The 19678-nt window shown below is 52.9% G+C and carries 14 protein-coding genes and 6 pseudogenes; 12 read left to right on the forward strand and 8 right to left on the reverse strand.

The window, feature by feature from the left end; translation table 11 throughout:
• Positions 1-20 precede the first annotated feature (20 nt).
• The 4 genes and pseudogenes from fabF to AC1DIS_RS05575 form a co-directional block, all read right to left on the reverse strand.
• Entirely contained in the window at positions 21-1295 is a 1275-nt protein-coding gene (fabF, locus tag AC1DIS_RS05560; protein ID WP_477748768.1) for a beta-ketoacyl-ACP synthase II, read from the reverse strand.
• A gap of 31 nt (positions 1296-1326) precedes the next feature.
• Positions 1327-2121: an SDR family NAD(P)-dependent oxidoreductase gene (locus AC1DIS_RS05565; RefSeq protein ID WP_477743451.1), complete on the reverse strand. Its 795-nt coding sequence runs from the start codon at positions 2119-2121 to the stop codon at positions 1327-1329.
• A 197-nt stretch (positions 2122-2318) separates the two neighbouring features.
• On the reverse strand, positions 2319-2654 hold the full coding sequence (locus AC1DIS_RS05570; RefSeq protein ID WP_064616688.1) for a ComEA family DNA-binding protein: 336 nt from the start codon (positions 2652-2654) through the stop codon (positions 2319-2321).
• A 198-nt stretch (positions 2655-2852) separates the two neighbouring features.
• Positions 2853-3465, reverse strand: a pseudogene (locus AC1DIS_RS05575) (nucleoside-diphosphate sugar epimerase/dehydratase); the annotation flags it as partial.
• Between the two features lie 431 nt (positions 3466-3896).
• On the opposite strand from AC1DIS_RS05575, the pseudogene AC1DIS_RS05580 reads away from it, so the two are divergent.
• The 4 genes and pseudogenes from AC1DIS_RS05580 to AC1DIS_RS05595 form a co-directional block, all read left to right on the forward strand.
• A pseudogene (locus tag AC1DIS_RS05580) lies at positions 3897-4309 on the forward strand (SDR family NAD(P)-dependent oxidoreductase); the annotation flags it as partial.
• 62 nt (positions 4310-4371) lie between these two features.
• Entirely contained in the window at positions 4372-5994 is a 1623-nt protein-coding gene (locus AC1DIS_RS05585; RefSeq protein ID WP_477743452.1) for a hypothetical protein, read from the forward strand.
• Positions 5991-6782 (forward strand): NAD-dependent epimerase/dehydratase family protein, encoded by a 792-nt coding sequence (locus tag AC1DIS_RS05590; RefSeq protein WP_477780796.1) that lies wholly within the window; start codon positions 5991-5993, stop codon positions 6780-6782. The genes AC1DIS_RS05585 and AC1DIS_RS05590 overlap by 4 nt, the downstream gene beginning before the upstream one ends.
• Before the next feature lie 48 nt (positions 6783-6830).
• Positions 6831-7184, forward strand: a pseudogene (locus tag AC1DIS_RS05595) (IS66 family transposase); the annotation flags it as partial.
• A 185-nt stretch (positions 7185-7369) separates the two neighbouring features.
• Here the strand turns inward: AC1DIS_RS05595 and AC1DIS_RS05600 are convergent.
• A complete protein-coding gene (locus tag AC1DIS_RS05600; RefSeq protein ID WP_477743453.1) occupies positions 7370-8458 on the reverse strand; it encodes an acyltransferase family protein in 1089 nt (362 codons plus the stop codon).
• A 600-nt stretch (positions 8459-9058) separates the two neighbouring features.
• Positions 9059-9229: pseudogene (gene tnpB / locus AC1DIS_RS05605) on the reverse strand (IS66 family insertion sequence element accessory protein TnpB); the annotation flags it as partial.
• 614 nt (positions 9230-9843) lie between these two features.
• On the opposite strand from tnpB, the gene AC1DIS_RS05610 reads away from it, so the two are divergent.
• From AC1DIS_RS05610 to AC1DIS_RS05640, 7 genes are all read left to right on the forward strand, one after another.
• Positions 9844-11286: a UbiA family prenyltransferase gene (locus AC1DIS_RS05610; RefSeq protein ID WP_310397277.1), complete on the forward strand. Its 1443-nt coding sequence runs from the start codon at positions 9844-9846 to the stop codon at positions 11284-11286.
• The gene (locus AC1DIS_RS05615; RefSeq protein WP_086944647.1) at positions 11283-12596 is read left to right on the forward strand and encodes an FAD-binding oxidoreductase; all 1314 of its coding nucleotides are present in this window, start codon (positions 11283-11285) and stop codon (positions 12594-12596) included. Before AC1DIS_RS05610 ends, AC1DIS_RS05615 begins: the two co-directional genes overlap by 4 nt.
• A complete protein-coding gene (locus tag AC1DIS_RS05620) occupies positions 12593-13333 on the forward strand; it encodes an SDR family oxidoreductase (RefSeq protein ID WP_477743454.1) in 741 nt (246 codons plus the stop codon). The genes AC1DIS_RS05615 and AC1DIS_RS05620 overlap by 4 nt, the downstream gene beginning before the upstream one ends.
• A 189-nt stretch (positions 13334-13522) precedes the next feature.
• Positions 13523-15454, forward strand: a complete 1932-nt coding sequence (locus AC1DIS_RS05625) for an ArnT family glycosyltransferase (RefSeq protein ID WP_477743455.1) — start codon at positions 13523-13525, stop codon at positions 15452-15454.
• Positions 15451-16401 (forward strand): NAD-dependent epimerase/dehydratase family protein, encoded by a 951-nt coding sequence (locus AC1DIS_RS05630; protein ID WP_086944644.1) that lies wholly within the window; start codon positions 15451-15453, stop codon positions 16399-16401. Before AC1DIS_RS05625 ends, AC1DIS_RS05630 begins: the two co-directional genes overlap by 4 nt.
• Positions 16402-16403: 2 nt before the next feature.
• Positions 16404-17690 (forward strand): NAD(P)/FAD-dependent oxidoreductase, encoded by a 1287-nt coding sequence (locus tag AC1DIS_RS05635; RefSeq protein ID WP_111454884.1) that lies wholly within the window; start codon positions 16404-16406, stop codon positions 17688-17690.
• The gene (locus AC1DIS_RS05640; RefSeq protein ID WP_111454885.1) at positions 17687-18085 is read left to right on the forward strand and encodes a GtrA family protein; all 399 of its coding nucleotides are present in this window, start codon (positions 17687-17689) and stop codon (positions 18083-18085) included. Before AC1DIS_RS05635 ends, AC1DIS_RS05640 begins: the two co-directional genes overlap by 4 nt.
• A gap of 168 nt (positions 18086-18253) precedes the next feature.
• Here the strand turns inward: AC1DIS_RS05640 and AC1DIS_RS05645 are convergent.
• Together AC1DIS_RS05645 and AC1DIS_RS05650 are read right to left on the reverse strand one after the other, a co-directional pair.
• Positions 18254-18352 (reverse strand): annotated as a pseudogene (locus tag AC1DIS_RS05645) (IS5/IS1182 family transposase); the annotation flags it as partial.
• Positions 18353-18425: 73 nt separating this feature from the next.
• A pseudogene (locus tag AC1DIS_RS05650) lies at positions 18426-18663 on the reverse strand (transposase); the annotation flags it as partial.
• A 388-nt stretch (positions 18664-19051) separates the two neighbouring features.
• On the opposite strand from AC1DIS_RS05650, the gene AC1DIS_RS05655 reads away from it, so the two are divergent.
• Positions 19052-19504, forward strand: a complete 453-nt coding sequence (locus AC1DIS_RS05655) for a hypothetical protein (protein ID WP_477743456.1) — start codon at positions 19052-19054, stop codon at positions 19502-19504.
• The last annotated feature ends 174 nt before the right edge of the window (positions 19505-19678 follow it).

The raw sequence follows: 19678 nt of genomic DNA on the forward strand, positions 1-19678 counted from the left end.
CATCACCTGCCTGTCGTGAACTAATCCTCCCAGTATTTGAACAATACGCTGGCGTTCACACCGCCGAATCCGAAACCGTTGGACATCGCGTAGTCGATGTTCATTGGTCGCGCCTGACCGTGGACGATGTCCACGCCTTCGGTGGCCGGATCCGGGTTATCGAAGTTGAGCGTGGGCGGCACCACCTGATCTCGCAGTGCCAACAGGGTAAAGATCGCCTCGACTCCGCCTGCGGCGCCGAGCAGATGCCCGGTGGCGGACTTGGTCGACGTCACCGCGATCTTGTTGTCCGAGCCGAACAACGACTTGATGGCCGCCAGCTCTCCCAAATCGCCAACCGGTGTCGAGGTGGCGTGCGCGTTGAGATGCTGCACCTGTGCCGGCGAAATGCCCGCCTGAGCCAGCGCCAGCGACATCGCCCGACGCGCACCGCTGCCATCCTCCGGCCCCGCAGTCAGATGATAGGCATCGGCGCTGGTGCCGTAACCAACCAGCTCGGCCAATGGTTGAGCGCCGCGTGCCAAGGCATGTTCCAGGGATTCGATCACCAGCAGGCCCGAACCCTCGCCCATCACGAAGCCATCGCGCCCACTGTCGAACGGCCGCGAGGCGCGCTCCGGGGTATCGTTGTAGCCGCTGGACAGGGCCCGAGCCGCCGCAAATCCGGCGAGACTGACCCGATCGATCGCTGCTTCCGCGCCGCCACACACCGCAATGTCCGCCTCACCGCAACGAATCAGCCGCGCCGCGTCGCCAATCGCCTGGACCCCGGCCGCGCACGCTGTTACCGGAGCCCCCAAAGGCCCCTTGAAACCGTGCTGGATCGACACATGGCCCGCGGCGAGATTGACCAGAAACGAAGGAATGGTGAACGGCGATAACCGTCGCGGACCACGGCTGTCGGTGGTGCGCACCGCATCGGCAATCGCGCCGAAACCACCCACGCCCGAGCCGATAATAGTGGCCGTGCGCTCCTGGGCATTGGCGTCGATCGCTTGCCAACCGGCCTGCTCCACGGCCTGACGCGCCGCTTCCATGGCGAACACAATGAAGCGGTCCATCTTCTTCTGCTCTTTGGGCGGCGTCGCCCGATCCGGGTCAAAACCCGCCTCGGCATCTTCCTCCAGAGTCGGCACCACGCCACCGACCTTGGCCGGCAGATCGGCAACCACCTCGTCCGGCAACGCCCGCACCCCGGAGCGTCCAGCCAACATACGCGCCCAAACCGCTTCGACGCCGCTCCCCAACGGACACACCAGGCCCATGCCCGTGACTACCACCCGACGATTACTCATAGCGCAAATACCTCAGTCGATTCATGGCGCCTCACTTGTAACGCGCCGCTGCCATGCTTCTGGACAGATTCGGCGCCATCGCATGACGCGCCGCCATAAAAGCTTCCCACTCGGAGACATTCGGTAACGAAGGAATGGTGATCAGTTCACCCTGATCCAGACCCGACAGCGCCGCGTCGACCATCTCTCCCGCGTCCATGATCATGTCCTCCGGAATCTGGGACGCATCAATACCTGAGCGCTCCAAAATCTCGGTGCGTGTCACTCCCGGCAATACCGCTTGCACTTGGACCCCGGTGCCTTGCAGCTCAGCGTTCAACGACTGAGTCAGGCTCAATACATAAGCCTTGCTCGCGCTGTACGTCGCATTGAACCGCTCAGGAAACAACGCCACCACCGAGGCAATATTGATGATCGAGCCGCGCCCAGCCTTGGCAAAACTGGCAGCTGCAGCCGATGCCAGACGTGTGACTGTTGTAACGTTCAGCTGGATCAGCCGTCCCAGTTGCTCCATGTCTGCGTTTGCCAACAAACCATCGGCAGCTACGCCCGCGTTGTTGAGCAACAGGCTGATACTCGAATCACTGCGAAGCCGTTGCTCCACCTTCAGCACATCATCCCGTTGTGTGAGATCTGCCTTGAGCACCTCCACCTTAATGCCATGCTCGGCGCGCAACGTGCTCGCCGCAGCTTCCAGCCGCTGCTCGTCACGAGCAACCAGCAACAAATCAAAACCACGAGCTGCCAAACGCTCAGCGTAAATTGCACCGATACCGGAGGATGCTCCGGTGACGAGGGCTGTACCTTGGGTCTGGAGAGTGTTCATGAGCGAGCTCCTGAGGATGCGATAGAGAGATGAGCGCCTGGGCGCATCGGCAAATAGGAGAATTATTATAGGCATAATCTTAAGACGATATGATAGTCGTAATTTTTCTGACTCCGATGAAAGGCACGCCACCTCGCTTTACGCCACAATGCAAAAAAGCCGGTCAATGACCGGCCTCTCAGCGTTGATCTTGAAGCTTAGTTCACTTCCAGCTTCTCGCGATTCTTATCCAGGATCGCTTTACCGATGCCTTTCACTTCCAGCAATTCGTCAACGGACGAAAATGGACCATTACTGTCACGATAAGCAACAATCGCCTTGGCCTTGGCTTCCCCGATACCGGACAGCTCACGCTGCAGGGTGGGTGCATCAGCGCCATTAAGATCGACTTTTCCTGTTTGCGCTTTAGGGGAAACTTCCTGCACCAAAGGTGCATTGCCTGTCTCAGGCTTCACCGCAGGCGCGGCTATTGCAGCAATAGAGGCGCTGGTGAGCAGGGCAAAAACCAGGGAGTAGAAATAGCCAGTACGCATAAATGAAGCTCCATGACATCGATTGAGAAAGCAGCTTTTCCGAAGCTGCCTCCCAAACTTAGGCGATGTCTGGAGCCTGTCAAAAATGTGTCAGTTACAGGATGTGAAATAATCAGGGATCGAGGCGGCGCTGCTGGTAGCTTCAGTCAACGATATCGCCATCAGGGGCGTAGCCGCTGACGGTTTCGCGCAGGATCTGGCGGACGCGAGCGTAATCGTCATGATCATCGGATGTTGGGTCGCTGCCACGTTGTCGCGCTCGACCATCGGGACGTGTTTATAAGCGGCAGCGTGGTAGACGGCGTCCACGCCCCAGGTTTTCATCACATCCAGAAGTTTGTCCCGGTGGCGGATGGAACCGAGAATCGGCAACAATTTGACCGAAACCGACTTACGACAAGCGCGCTGCTCCAGTTCCGAGAGGATGCTGTATAGATTGAATTCGCTATGTTCGAACAACAGAAGCGTCGTTGGGCCAAGCGAGAAGATCTGCCGACAACGCTCTACGCCGATCGATCCGCCAGCGGGTTTGTAGACTTGCAACCAGGCAATCGAACGATCCGCGATGCTCGGATCATCATCGATAAAAGCCACGGGACGCAAGACTCGGCCCATGCGAAGTGCTGCAACCAGCTGATTGCCGGCTACGCCTGCACCGTAGATGGCGACTTTGGTGAGGCGATCATCCGGTTGGCGAACGGTACATGCTGCGCGGCGGCGAACCAGTCTCCCATGAAATATTGACGCATGCACAGGCGCAGACCGCCGATGATGACGAGGCTTAGCACCAGTAGTTAAAGACTATTGAGCGGAATAAAGGACTCCGCAATGAAAAATACTCACCGTCTATGGTTATGCCATAAGGTCTATCCGGGTGCGTTTCATTGGCACTGGATCCATGACGACAAGCCCTCTCTATGGTAACGTGCCCCGCAAAACTTAGTGTGGATGGTTGGCTAGCCATCACAGGAGCAACTATATCGCCTCCTGCGGCTTCCATCGACCTAACAAACTGATTTGTTAGTCCAGCATTCAAGGACAGTTCTCGTGCCCCTCCCCCTCGTGGTTGACCTCGACGGAACGTTGTTGCGTTCGGACCTATTAGTAGAAACCGGCATGGCATTTATCCGTCGCCATCCATTTCAGCTCTATAAAACGGTAGGTTGGCTGGCGCAAGGTAAAACTATGCTTGAGTCGCAACTGGCTTCTGCAACCGATATATATGTTAATGTTTTACCTTACAACGCTATTTCTGTCGTCGCGTTACTCACGTTGCTGGGCAATCAATTTGAAATTCAAAGACATGGCTCATTGGCGGTCATTTCTTCGGTAGCTGGCGACAGGGGCAGACCCTCCAACTGTTTATACGGCACAGCAAAAGCTGCCGTTTCCACATTCTGCGAGGGTTTGCGCGCAAGACTTTTCAAAGTCGGCGTTTCGGTGACTACCATCAAACTCGGTTTTGTTCAAACACCTATGACCAAGGGGCTCAACCTGCCTCCCCTGCTGATAGCACAACCTGAAAAGGTAGCACTTAGTATTGTCAAAGCGGTGCAAATAAAACCAACACGCTGTACACCCCAACATTCTGGGCACTGATAATGCTTATTATCAAAAATTTACCAAACTTTATATTCAAGCGGATAAATCTATAGTCAGATTTACTGCAAGTGATAAAACTTTATACATCCAGCTTCATCGACAACAGGGCTCTTCAATGTCAGCTTTAAATACCCTAGGAAATCTGCTTCAAAGGCATTTATTACTAATTGCCCTAGCCATTGTCATTCTGTTGAACCTGTACTACATGAAGACGTACCCTATCAACATTGCTGCCTTTGACTATCCAAATTATGCTCAGATGATTTTCTCCAGCGTATCCAATCTTATCCACGCCAGTGGATATACTTTGGCCGCACGTTTCGCACTCGATTTTGCTGGCGTACCCAACGGAATAGACATCTATAATGTTAAATGGCTGCGACACTTACAGCACATTCACTTTTACTTCCACGTATTCGCCATCGCAATTAGCACATTCATGTGCAATAAAGTATTTGGTAAAATCTCAGCCACACTTATGTGCCTAGCGTGGGGTGGCAGTCTGTTTTTCATGGGTGGGGTCAATTCCATCGGACCGGACTGGCTACAAGGAGACTTTCTTGCCATCGCACTGCTGACTGCTCTCTGGGCGTTCGATGTAAAAAATAATGCAAAAATAATTTTGTATATACTGTCCGCAGTTATTCTTACGGTTGCCTACCTTGTAAAGTTCAACTCCTTGGTAATCGCCCCTGTCATTGCGATGTTAGTAATTTTTGACAGCAAGGACTGGACTTGGAAAATCGCGACAGCCATCGTCAGCCTATCGGCGAGCACCATAATTATATTTGTATTTGTCGAAACCTTTCACTACCCGACGACCAATTCACGGCAACTGAGTTACGATCATGCTTGGGTTCTAATTGACGCAATACCAAACGACTACATCACTCAGGAACCAAACAAGCTGGGAATCAACAGTTTGAGGTGGCGGGCCCTTGGCGCAATTTTACCACCGGAATATTTCAGGGCTGCAGCCTATCAAGATGTTGATTGGGGTGCACCAAAAGAAGTAAGAGCGCCCTACCTCGCACAATATAATTATCTGATGAATGCATCGCGCTCGGAGTTGATTGATTTCACGACCAAGCACCCCCTGCCTGAAACATTTAATATTCATGTTTCGGCCATTCCCGGCTATTACTATATCGGGCTTCCGCAAACGGACGCCCTAAGTATAGCCGTGTATAAAGAATCGGTGCTGGCGATACCCGCGGCCTACATCGCGAAATTGATCAAGGGTTGGTTAGCTTTTTTCATCGAAAAACCGTTCCAACTCACACCTTTAAAATCAAATAGCTTGTATCTGATTATTGGTGACAATATTCAAGCGGATGGCAGCGTTAAACTGACCCCTCCTCCGGACGCTATACCTCAACACATGCCGTACTGGAATCCTGCCGAGAAAGCACAATACCAAGGCATGGTGTTTTTTGGTTGGATGAATTTCCTGACTCCGCCACCTTGGGTCTATGCCTTGCTGGCGTTCGTCTCATGTATCGCTATATGTAAAACACAAAACATCAGAAAAGCCTTTCAGGCAAGCTTGTTAGTATTGTCTACAGCATTACTGGTTAGTTCTTCGTTGATGCTACTGACTGTTCGATCCAAGGAAATGCTTGCACTGTTGCCCATAGTAAGTATCTTTCTCAGTTTTGGCTTTTCTAGCTGCATCAATTACTGCCTGAAACGAAGATCCAACTTAAGCATGCTGGGCTTAAATGGAGAGCCAAAATGAAAATAATTCTTCCAGGCGGAGCAGGTTTGGTCGGGCAAAATTTGGTGGCACGTTTAAAAAGCCGCGGATACACTGACATCGTGGTGCTCGACAATGGCAATATCTATCAAGAATTCGTACAAAACAATGTGATTTCAACACGCCTAATACTGGACTTGATAAAAGCCAATCCGAACATGCACCTTGTTCACATTAGCTCGTCTGTACTGGAATCTAAAGCCGACGACTTCTATACGCAAACAAAGCGTGAACAAGAAGAATTGGTATTAGCCAGCAATATTTCCTGCCCGATTCTTCGACCCACCCTTATGTATGGCTGGTTTGACCGCAAGCACCTCGGCTGGCTTGCCCGCTTCATGAAAAAAACGCCAGTGTACCCAATCCCCGGCGACGGTAAGTTTATGCGCCAGCCTCTTTACGCCGGTGACTTCTCCAACATCATTATCAATTGTATCGAGCAGCAAGAAAAACAAGGTATTTTCAATATTTCCGGACATGAAAAAATTGATTACATTGATATCATCCGCGAAATAAAACGAGTGACTCACTCGAAAACAAAAATCGTGAAAATACCCTATACACTTTTTTATGCCTTGCTTTGGATGTGGGCACTCGTTGATAAAAACCCGCCCTTTACAACGCAACAGTTAGCGGCCCTGAGTACAAAAGATGAGTTTGAAGTCATCGACTGGCCTTCAATCTTTGGGGTTCCCTACACCCCCTTTGCCATCGCCATAGACGAAACATTTAATAATCCAACTTATAGCAATATTGTGCTGGAATTTTAATGATGGGACAGCGAATCGCCGTATTAGGCGCAGGACCAATGGGATTGGCAGGTCACTTCGCAAAGCGCACTGGGCAAGGCCGTTAATTATCTGGCAAGCATCTGGAGCCGGCTGGAGCGTTACGTGGAGGCAGTTTTTTTACCGATCGACTACAACAGAGCCGAGCGCGCAATAAAACTGTTTGTCATAGGGCGCAAGGCATTGCGGTTCAGCGATACGCCCAAAGGCGCCACCGCCACCGCCAGTGCCCAGATTTACAACTTGGTCGAGACCACCAAGGTCAACGGCCAAGAGCCCTATACGTGGCAGCGCCACGTACTTGAGCGGTTGCCGCATGCATCCACGGTAGAAGACTACGAAGCGTTGTTGCCGTGGAACTGCTCACCGGTAATGCCAAGGTAAACCAAGGCCTCACCTTGCGGTGGGCGGAGTTTATGGATCTGTTACGAAGTAGCTGATCCATAAACCGGGCATTATGAAACCCTGGGGGGGGTAGGATCGTCAGGCGTCTGCGCTGTCGCGGCAGCCCCCTTTAGCTCTTCATAGGTGACCTGAGTGACTGTTACATCATAAATACATACACTTGCTCAAGCCCCTGAATTGAGCTTTTCACCCACAACAGGATTGAACGCCGAATAGGCATCAACACCATTCGATACAGACCTGACTTTATTTTTTGGCTTGAATTTGAGAACCCTTTTCTCTACCAAATGCCAAGAGCTGTATCCCAAAATCAGAGTAATGACCACTGTAACAACAAGATAGGTTGAATAGGCAATACCAGGGAATTTTAGCAAAACAAACTGCTGAACCGGAAAAGCATAGATATAAACACCGTAAGAGCAGTCACCCATTTTATTAACCAAACTCCCCAACCAACTTTTGGAAAGTCCATATGCCAAAACGACATACGGTAACGTAAGCCATAACAGGGCTTTCGAAAACGATAAATACGGAGCCAGAAGAAGGGTAATCATCACCATGACAGTTACGCCGGAGAGACTGAACCACCGTTCGAGCCCCCACTTCGCATAACATGCCCCAATCATGAAATAGATGCCTATTAACGGAATGTTTCTTACATCAGTACCGTGAACCACCAGCAAAGGCGCATCTCGCCAGCACCAAAAAACTACAATCAGCGCAAACAATGCTGCGGTAACTGTGTATGCAAGACGACCGCCTTTGAATAGAAGCCCAAGCGCCACCACGACCAAATACATGAAAAATTCAATAGGCAAACTCCATAGAGGACCATTGATCACATTGGCAACTCTGGAGTGCTCCAGCACGCCCGGCAAATAAAATACCGGACTTAAAATTATGTTCTTCAAGTACATAATAAATGCCAGATCCGAGAAATACTGCTTGACTGTCAACGTCGAAAAAACCGGACCAAGAAGAAACGAAGTTAGCACCACAACAACAATCAGGGCTGGAAATATTCGCAGCGATCGTTTAACTAAAAAGCTAATGACCGAAGGATCAAAACTCCAACTTTTCGAAATCAAATAACCACTAATTATAAAAAATATTGCGATCCCGAGCCCACCATAGGAATCAATACCGATAAAAATCTCCGGAGTATTACCGTAAATATCGAATGAATGTGCATATAGAACCATCAGCGCGGCAACCAACCGTAACAAGTTCAAGTTATTATCCTTGTGCAGCATGTATTTCCGCCCTGATTTTAATTACAGATGATAAGAAATTTCTATTCTTGCAACAGCTCATTGGTCGCGCAGGGTAATACCCGGCGCTTCGTCAGGCCTGGGCAAATGTCTTCGCTGGAGGACTGGATCACACGTATTCCCGTGCCATCATTGATGACGCGGTGAGGATGATACAACGCTACTTGGTCCTCTTGCAGCTCAATCAGCCTTTGCACCTTCCAGATGCTAACTGGAGCGCGCCGCTTTTGAAGGCGCTTGTGCTGCTCTGCCAAGACGTCGTTGCGATAAAGCGTGTCGGGGAGGTCAGGAGCGTAGGAGTTCCTGAGCCTTGGATCGCTCGTCGCCTGTCGCTTCGGATCCGGCAGGTCTCGGTATTGCGAGCTTCGAGGAGCTCACACTATCGTGGCACAGGTCGCGCCCGGCGCTGCTGAGAGACGCCGTCGTTTATTCGTATGCAATCCACGAAGTACACCTACCGCCAGATGTGCTTCCCGTTTACCGTGACAAAGACTTCGAAGCCTTGCTGCCGCGGAACTACACGCCGAAAATTCCAAGATAGCCATAGATCCCAACCTTTAAAATATGGGGTTAATGGAGCGCTTACGATACGTTCAGCTCTTGTACGGTCAGCACGATCACCTCATCCGTGATGTCGGGCGAGGTTTTGAACCATTCAGACTCCAGGCGCTTAAGCCAAAGGCAAAACCCGTTGCGCTCCCAATAAAGGATTTTCACTAGATTACGAGGGCGATTCAGAAAGACGAAAAGTACGGGGTCAAATACCTGTCAAAAATGTGTCCGTTACAGGATGTGAAACAATCAGGGCTCGAGTCGAAGTTGCTGGTAGATTCAGTCAACGATATCGCCATCGGGGGATGTAGCCACTGACGGCTTCGCGTAGGACCTGTCGAGCGCGGGTGTAATCGTCCAACCGCGCCGAGCGTTCGCCTTCCTGTTGTAAACCGGAGTTGCGAGCGAATGCCTCTGACCTTGCGCGGCGGGGCGGAAAGATCAAATTCAGCAATTGCGAGAAGCGGATCGGTGCCCGGAATCGACTCCAAGGCGAGCGGAGTGATCTACGGAGAGAACGGTGAAAAATGGATGATTCTCGGGGGTTACTGACGCACCTCACTCTTTGTGCGGGGATCGAATCAAGTTGACCAGGTCAGGGATCGGCTGCGTTACGACTCTGTGATCACCCTCATCACCGCATGCCCTGTCAGTCAATTTATTAGCCACTTCCCGTGAATCCATGTGTCAACCGTGGTACCATTTCGCGCAAATTAAAGCCTGACGGCCTTTTAGTAGCCTTTGCTAAGATCTCCGTTGTTTTCCTGATCTTATTTTGTTTTTGTTTGAGTCGCCAATATTCAGGAAGAGCTCTTGTGACTGTCCAAATTACATCTCCCACTATTCCGCTTATTGTCGATCTCGACGGTACCCTGCTGCGCTCCGATCTGCTGCTGGAAACAGGTATGGCTTTTGTTCGGCATAAGCCATTGAGCCTGTTTAAACCCTTTATTTGGTTGACCAAAGGCAAGGTGGCTTTAAAGGAAGGCCTCGCCCATGCCACCCATATTGACGTCAGTGTCCTGCCTTTCGATCCTGCAGTCATTGAACTAATTGAAGTCGAGCGGCGTACCGGTCGGACCGTAGTGCTGGCGACAGCCAGCCATTACAGCCTGGCCGAACGCATTGCTGAACATCTTCAATTGTTTGACCTGGTGCTAGCCTCTGACAGCAAGCGAAACCTGTCGGCCCATCGTAAACGCGATCTGTTGGTCGAGCACTATAGTGAGCAGGGCTTTGATTACGTGGGTAACTCTCATGACGACGTCCCAGTTTGGGCGGTTGCCCGGAAGGCTTATGTGGTCAATCCGGAATCCGGTGTTGAGCGTGGCGCTCGGGCACAGGGCAATGTCGAACAGGTGATTCACTCCAATCCTTCCAGGGCGAAGGACTGGTTGAAGGCGTTGCGGCTGCACCAGTGGATGAAGAATGCGCTGATTTTCGTGCCTCTAATGGCGGCGCATCAACTGACCAACCCCATGCTCCTATGGCAGGGAGTATTGGCCTTTCTGTTTTTTGGACTATGTGCCTCTAGCGTCTATCTACTTAATGACTTGTTGGATCTCGCCGATGACCGGCATCATCACTCCAAACGACATCGTCCATTTGCCGCTGGACGATTGTCGATCAAGTCCGGGCTACAGCTCTTTCCCGTATTATTGGTTGGCGCTTTTTCCGGGGCTGCATGGCTTCTGCCTTGGGAGTTTTCCGGAACCCTCATTGCATACTACATATTAACTCTCGCCTATTCGCTGTCATTGAAACGACAGATGGCTATCGATGTGATCGCCCTGGCTGCGCTTTATACCCTGCGCATCATAGCTGGCGCGGCAGCATTCGGCTTGGAACTGACATTCTGGATTTTGGCGTTTTCGATGTTCATGTTCCTGAGCCTCGCACTAGTTAAGCGCTACGCGGAGCTGCGCGAAGCAAGGCGCAAGGGCGATACCGGGAAAACCCGTGGGCGAGGCTACTATCCCGCCGACCTGGAAATGATTTCCTCGCTGGGCGCGTCTTCCGGTTATCTAGCCGTAATGGTCTTGGCTCTATACATCCATGATCAGGCTACAACCGGGCTTTATGCCCACCCACAGGTGATCTGGCTAGCCTGCCCGCTGCTCTTGTTCTGGATCACTCGAGTGTGGATGCTCACTCATCGCGGGCAAATGCATGATGACCCTGTAGTGTTCGCCATCCGCGACCGCAGCAGTCTGGTCGTTGGCGCTTTGTTTGGGCTGGTGTTCTGGGTAGCAGCATGAGTCGTCCGCTGCACTCTTGGGGATGCTATCCCTATGCCCCGCAGACTGCACACGCTTGTAGCTGGCGTAGCGAAGTCGAGTCTCTGCGCGATGCGGTGGCCGCCACGCACGGGAGCACCCTGCCGTATGGCAACGGACGTAGTTATGGAGACAGCTGCCTAGCCGCGAGCGATCAAGTGTTGCACATGCGAGCTCTTAATCGCTTCATCCAGGTTGATTGGCAGCAGGGAACCGTACAAGCAGAGGCCGGTGTAACCCTCGCCGAGATCCTGGCAATTTCCATCCCGCAGGGCTGGTTCCTGTCAGTCACACCTGGCACCCAGTTTGCCACCCTCGGCGGGGCCATCGCTAACGATGTCCATGGCAAGAACCATCACCTGCGCGGCACCTTTGGCAACCATGTGCGGCGTTTGGGTTTATTGCGCCATAATGAAGGAGTGCTGACCTGCTCTCCTACCGAGCATCCCGAATTTTACACCTCTACTATTGGAGGTTTAGGTCTGACTGGGATTATCGTGTGGGCAGAAATTCAGCTTATCCCCATTCGCACCAGCCAGATCGACAGCACCGTAGTGCGTTTCGGCAATCTGGGCGAATTCTTCAGCCTGTCCGCCGAACTCGATCACCAGCATGAATACAGTGTCGCCTGGATCGACTGCCTGGCAAAAGGCACTCAGACCGGGCGGGGCGTATTCATCGTAGGTGACCACGCACGTTATGGTTCACTGGAAGTGGACGAGCGAGCGAAGTTGAGCATGCCGCTGACACCGCCAGTGTCTCTAATCAACAACCTGTCATTGCGAGCCTTCAATGATATGTATTGGAGGGTGCATCCTGCCCAGAGCACATGCAAACGCGGTGACTACGAGCCCTTCTTTTATCCGCTGGATCGGATACTGCACTGGAACCGTATCTACGGGCGCCGAGGTTTCCAGCAATACCAGTGCGTGATACCCGACGCAGTGGCCGAGGTAGTCATGCACGAGTTGCTGGAAGCCATTGCAGACTCTGGCCAAGGCTCGTTTCTCGCCGTGCTCAAACGCTGTGGCAACATCGCCTCGCCAGGCCTGCTGTCCTTCCCTCTCCCCGGCACCTCTCTAGCCTTGGACTTTCCGCAGAAGGCTGACTTGGTGCGGCTGTTTGCAAGGCTGGATGCCATCGTTCGCGAGAGTGGTGGTCGCCTGTATCCGGCCAAGGATGCCCACATGACCGGCGGCGATTTCCGCAAAGCATACCCCGCATGGGAACGACTGGAAGCACTGCGTGATCCCTCTCTGAATTCCCACTTCTGGAAACGAGTTACTGCATGAAACGAATTCTAATTATTGGTGCAACATCGGCCATTGCCGCTGCCTGTGCACGTCTATGGGCCGAACAAGGCAGCGAATTTTTTCTCGTGGCCCGTAACCTCGAAAAACTAGAACAAACCGCAGCCGACCTGAAAGGTCGAGGCGCCAAATCAGTAACACTTCACTGCATGGATGCCACCGACTTTGTAGCACACGGCGCAATGCTCGACAGTTGCCTAGCGACCTTACAGCAAATCGATATTGCGCTCATTGCGCACGGCACATTGCCCAATCAAAAAGTCTGCGAGCAGGACGTCGGCGTAGCGCTCCAGGAATTTGCCAACAATGGTACGTCGGTGATCGCCCTGCTAACGCTGCTGGCCAACCAATTTGAAACCCAGCGTTGTGGCACCTTGGCTGTGATTTCCTCGGTAGCTGGCGACCGCGGTCGTCCGTCCAACTACTTATACGGTACCGCCAAGGCTGCGGTTTCCACCTTTTGCGAAGGTCTACGAGCACGGCTGTACAAAGTCGGTGTACATGTCATCGACATCAGGCCCGGGTTTGTCGATACACCGATGACTCAAGGTCTATCATTACCTGCTGCACTGCTGGCCAAGCCTGAGCAGGTGGCCCAACGCATTGTAAAAGGTACCGACCGAAAAGTTGACGTCCTCTACGCCCCGGGATTCTGGGTATTAATCATGATGATAATTAAGTTAATTCCTGGCGCACTCTTCAAAAAAATTAATATGTGAAATCACTCACTTCCAGACGGGTGGGCAGTGCGAATGTTGTAGTTATGCTACAGGCGCAAATTGTTGCGCAATAACAATGTACCGCGCTTCTGGTCATTGATCATGATGGTCATCCGGAAGTTGCCGCAATTCATATTCAAAAAAAAAAAATTCTGATATTCAAACTTTTAGACGGGCTGGGGTGGATCCTTGAAGCTATTCAAGTTGGCAGATAATGAGCTGCTGATCGAGCGCAGTATCAAATGCATTGCCGTATTGACGGTGCTTTACGCGACCTATTTGGCGTTTCGCTTTTCGGGGCAGCCATTGCTCGAATTGTTCGGCTTTCGCCAGACCCAAACAGCGCTGACCTCCTTCTGGTTCATCAAGGAGGGTTTCAAGTTTGCCTACGAAACACCCGTCTCCGGCGCCCCCTGGTCAATCCCGTTTGAATTCCCGCTCTATCAGGCGCTGGTGGCGCTGATCAGCAAGTTCACGGGCATCGATCTGGGCAAGGTCGGCAGGATCGTTTCTTTCGTGTTCTTGGTGCTGTGCCTGCTGCCGGCTCGCTCAATCTGCCAGTCGTTGAAGCTAGCCCCGCGCAGCTTCTATATTTTCGCCGGTCTGCTGTTCTCCAGCCCTCTTTACCTGTTCTGGGGTCGCACCTTCATGATCGAGACGGTGGCGGTGTTCTTCGCCGTTGCCGCGATTAAGTATTTCCTCGATTTCCTGGCCGCAGGTCGCCACCGGGACGCGATTTATTTCACCACTCTGATTTCGCTTTCGATCCTGCAAAAAGCCACCACCGGCCTGCCGGTGCTGGCGGTAATGGCACTGGTATTCCTGGTCCACGAAATCCAGCGCAATGGGGGCCTGCTCAAGGCCATCAGTGCACGCAACATCACGCTGGGCATTCTGCTGTTCGCACTGCCCATCGTGTTCGGGGTTGCCTGGACCCACTACACTGACGTGCTCAAGAACCAGAATGAATTCGGCAGCGCCCTGACGTCCAGCGCACTCTCGACATGGAACTGGGGTACTTTGCCTCAACGCTTTTCCAAGCTGTTGTATGGCGAGGTCATCTGGTCACGCATCGTCAAGGGCAACCTGTCGGGCGTCTTCGGTATCGCAATCATCCTTTGCGCCCTGTTGATGGCTCGCGACACCAGAACTCGCCTGGTGGTGCTGATGAGCTGCGTCCTGGCATTGTTGCCCCTGTTCCTATTCACCAATCTTCATCTAGTCCATAGCTACTACCAGTCGGCCAGCGTCATTTTCATCATCTTCGCACTGGCTGTGGCGCTGTCCGAAGGCCTCGCTCATCCGCAGTCTCGCCTGTGGATATTGGGGCTGTTCGTAGCCTTGCTGGCCAATAACTACAGCACCTTCGCACAAGGGTACGGCGAAAACCTGCGGCAGAAGATTGACCTGAGCAACTCCAGAGACCTGCTGGTGGCTGACACGCTGAAGCACAACATGAAGGAAGGCGAGGCATTTACCCTGTACGGCAACGACTGGAGTTCGTCGATCGTCTACTACGCACAACACAAGTCATTCACCATTGCCAACAGCTTCAAGGATCTGGACAAGACCATCGAATCCCCCGAGACCTTCCTGGGTGGCGCGCCCCTGGGCGCGGTAGTCGCGTGCCCGCCGGTTGAGAAGCCCAGCCTTGGCCAATTGGTTAACCAGCAACACAAAGACGGTCAGTGGAAGGTCGCCGAAGTATCAGGCTGCTACATCAGCCTGCCACAGACGAACGTGGGCCTGGACCTACCGAAGGCCCCAGCGCAATGCATTGGTAGCCTTGACTTCGCGAACCCGACCACGCAGAAGCTCGCAGGCGCCATTGAAGCCAAGGGCTGGACCGTCGTGGATGCGGCCCGCAACCAGCTGCCGTCACAGGTCTACATCACCCTCACCGATGCCCACCAGAACGTGCGTTACTATGATGCGACCCAGTACGCACGCCCTGATGTAAACGACTTCTTCAAAAAATCCGACCTCGGCAACGCCGGCTTCGGCCGCGTTATAGACACCCGCGACCTCAAGGGCAGCTATGCCGTTGGCGTGGCCCGCGTGGTAGGCAAGGAACTGCAGTTGTGCCAATTTCGCAAAGACATTCAGGTTAACCCGCAATGACCGCTATTAATCTTGATGAACGTATCATCCTGCCCGGCGGTGCCGGGCTGGTCGGACAGAATCTGGTAGCTCGCCTCAAAGCCAAGGGCTACAGCAATATCGTGGTCATCGACAAGCACCGCGAAAACCTGGAGATCCTCAAGCGCGTGCAGCCTGACGTGATCACTATTTTTGGTGACCTGTCCATGCCCGGCGAATGGCAACAGGCCTTCGCCGGTGCCAATGTGGTCGTCATGCTGCAGGCACAGATCGGTGGTATTGACTATCAGGAATTCGTCAAGAACAACGTTGATGCCACCCGCCTGATTCTTGAACAGATCAAACTGCACAGCATCGACTATCTGGTGCACATCAGCTCTTCGGTGGTCGAATCGGTGGCCGACGACTTCTACACAAAAAGCAAAATAGACCAGGAAAAGATGGTGCTGGAAAGTGGCATCCCCTGCCCGGTGCTGCGCCCGACGCTCATGTTTGGCTGGTTTGACCGCAAACACCTGGGCTGGCTGTCGCGCTTCATGAAGAAGGTTCCGGTCTTCCCTATTCCTGGTCATGGCCGCTACATGCGCCAGCCGTTGTACGTGGGCGATTTTTGCAATGTCATCATCAGCTGCATACAAAACCGTGTGCGCGACGGCATCTATAACGTATCGGGGCACGAAAAAGTCGACTACATCGATATCATTCGCGAAATCAAGCGTGCCACCGGCGCCAAGGCCGTGATCGCATGCATTCCCTACGGCCTGTTCTACAGCCTGATCTGGACATGGAGCCTGTTCGACAAGAACCCACCCTTCACCACCCAACAGCTGGCTGCACTCAGCGCCAAGGACGAATTCGAGGTCAATGACTGGCCCGGCACATTCGGCGTGACCTACACGCCGTTTGCCAAGGCGATACAGGAAACCTTCAACGACCCCACTTACAGCAAAGTGGTTCTGGAGTTTTGACGATGGGACAAAGAGTTGCCGTGCTGGGCGCTGGCCCCATGGGCCTGGCAGTGGCCTACCAGTTGGCCAGGGACGGGCATAAACCCGTGGTATTCGAGGCGGATGACCGTGTGGGTGGAATGACCGCGGCGTTCGATTTCTCGGGCACCACCATCGAGCGCTACTACCACTTCCATTGCATTTCTGACCACGCCTTCCTGAAGGTACTGGACGAGTTGGGCTTGGCCTCGAAAATGCGCTGGGTCGAAACCAAAATGGGCTATTGGTATCAAAACCGCTTGCAACCTTGGGGTAACCCCATTGCTCTGCTCAAGTTCAAGGGCCTAAGTCTGACAGCCAAAGTCCGTTATGGCCTACACGCATTCCTGTCCACCAAGAGAAATGACTGGAAGCCTCTGGACAACGTCGAAGCCACGGGCTGGATCAAGCGCTGGGTCGGGGCCGAGGCCTGGGAAGTGCTATGGAAGCGCCTGTTCGACTACAAGTTTTACCATTACACCGATAACCTATCGGCAGCCTGGATCTGGAGCCGCATCCGCCGCATCGGCCGCTCGCGCTATAGCCTGTTCCGCGAAAAACTCGGCTACCTGGATGGCGGTTCTGACACCCTGCTGCAAGCGCTGAAGGCCGACATCGAAAAACACGGCGGGATCATTTGCCTGAAGTCGCCGGTCAACCGCGTGATCATCGAACACGGCAAGGTTCAGGGTGTGGTCTGCGGGGAAGAAATCCAGCGCTTCGACAAGGTCATCAGCACCGTGCCCCTGCCCTACGTGCCCTCCCTGATGCCGGACCTGCCACAGGATATTCTCGCGCGCTTCGCAGCCCTCAAGAACGTTGCGGTGGTCTGCGTGATCGCCAAGCTGCGCAAGCCTCTGACCGAGAACTTCTGGCTCAATACCAACGACCCCGAGATGGATATCCCCGGACTTGTCGAATACACCAACCTGCGCCCAATGAACGAACACATTGTCTATGTGCCGTTCTACATGCCTGGTGAACATCCTAAGTTCGCCGAACCGGACCAGGCTTTCCTCGACAAGGTGCGTCGCTACTTAAAGAAGATCAACCCGACGCTGAACGATGAGGACTTCATCGATATCCGCGCCAGCCGCTATCGGCATGCGCAGCCCATTTGCGACCCGGGCTATCTGGACCGGCTGCCGCCGGTTTCGCTGCCAGTGCAAGGCTTGTGGGTAGCCGATACCTCCTACTACTATCCCGAGGATCGCGGTATTTCCGAGAGCATCGATTTCGGTAGAAACATGGCAAGGGATGCAGTTAAGTGAAACAGCTGCTTAATCGACAGTTCCTTGCCTTTCTGGTGACGGGGGGTAGTGCAGCTGCTGTCAACTTCTTCTCGAGGATTCTTTATAACCAATGGCTGAGCTTTTCAGTCTCGATCGGGCTCGCCTACCTGACCGGCATGATCACCGCCTTTGTACTGGCACGAATGTTTGTCTTTACCGAAAGCCAACAGCCCATCCATCACTCGGCAATGTTCTTTGTACTGGTCAACCTGGTTGCGGTCGTACAGACATGGATCATCAGTATTGGCCTGGCATCGTACATCCTGCCTGCAATGGGCATGGAGTCCTTCAAGCATGAAATAGCGCACGCAGTCGGCGTGGCTGTGCCGGTGTTTACCAGCTACTTCGGCCACAAGCGCTGGTCATTTCGCTGAAATCGCACATAGAGGAGCCCGGACCACACGACCCGGGCTCCGGGATTGGCCGCCTTGGTCGCCGCCCACAGCACCTTCAACAAAGCATGCGCATAAGCGGGCAATTTCAACGTGAATTGGTCTATGGGGCGTTAGAGGTACCGCTTGACGCCCCACGATATCGCGCAGCTCGCTGATCGAGCACCTGTTCTGCAACAGATGAATGGGCAGCATGGTCTCCAACGGATAGGGTTTGCGACTACCGCCTGCCTTCGGGTAATACGGTTCGTATCAACCTCTTCAGACCGCTTGCAACCCCTGCACTGTGCTGGTGGGCTTTGAAATAGCTGCCATCGATTTAAACCCACTCCATATCAGGATCAGTCACAAGCGTTTGAACCACATTGAGCCGCTTGTTTGTAGACCTTGCTCCAGCCACCGAATGCTTCGGGCAAGTCACTCCAGGGACAGCCTGTGCGCATGCAATACAACATGCTTTCGACCGTTATCCGTAGATCACGCTTGTTGTTGATGGTCTTGTGCAGCAGAATTTCCCGCCACTTCGACCGGTGCTCATCGCTGAGCATCAATCGGGGCATTGCAAGCTCGCACTGTCCGAGAGCTATTACAATGCAATTTTACATTTATAATTCAATGAGTTAGGACGAGAAGAAGATAGGCCTTAGGCTTTCCATGTATCGCAAAAGTCGATGGTGGTATCAACGCTCTAATCCTCCAGTACCGACCCAAAGGCACGCACTTGTCGGTTCGCAACCGGGAGACACGAACGACATTGCCTAGCAATGAACGAGGGGGCCACTAAAAAGCTTCGACTTCAAATGCCCACTCAGGTCATGGGTGAGGTGATGCAAGGCGTCATGCCATGCAGCATAATGCCGCCTACATCCATTCAATGACCGTGTTGCACTCAGTTCCTGCATTCACCCTGTTTACCAGCGCTGAATTTTTTCCAAGGACGATAGCCATTTGACTGCCAAGAAAACAACCATGGTTCTGAGCATGCATCGCAGCGGAAACATCGCACTTGCGCGTGCACTCAATACCATGGGCGTTGAGCTTGGTGCCCCCCTCCATCCGATGGATATGGACCATACGGCCAGTTTTTGGAAAGACAGAGACGTCACTGCTGTCAATAACAAGCTGTTAAGCCGGCTAGATTCTGCCTCGGCGCTTGACCTGCCAGCGCCGACCGAAGATGAGATATCGAAATACATCAATGAGTATCCAGACCCTGGCTCCCGTCACGCTCAGCACCTCGAAAGCGTACGGCTCAACAGCCAGACTGAACCAAAAATACTCGCCAATGCCAACCTGGAAAGCATTTCTTTAAAAACGCAGATCAAAGCGCTAAATACCGAGAATGTAGTGGCACACGGCGCCACAACATCCACAGCAACTTACCGTCGAAGACGACCATGATAAATAACGAACAAGTAGATCAAGAACAATCCACCATCATTAAACTTTCCGATGAAAACGCCCGTCTCAAATCTGAACTGGCGGATCTAAGCGCCCAGCACAAAAAACTGGAAATAAATCTGGAAAAATGGAAAGCCTCTGAAGCGGGGCTGAAGCAAGAGTATATTCAAACAC

This window comes from Pseudomonas sp. 05N433 (genome assembly GCF_056396925.1).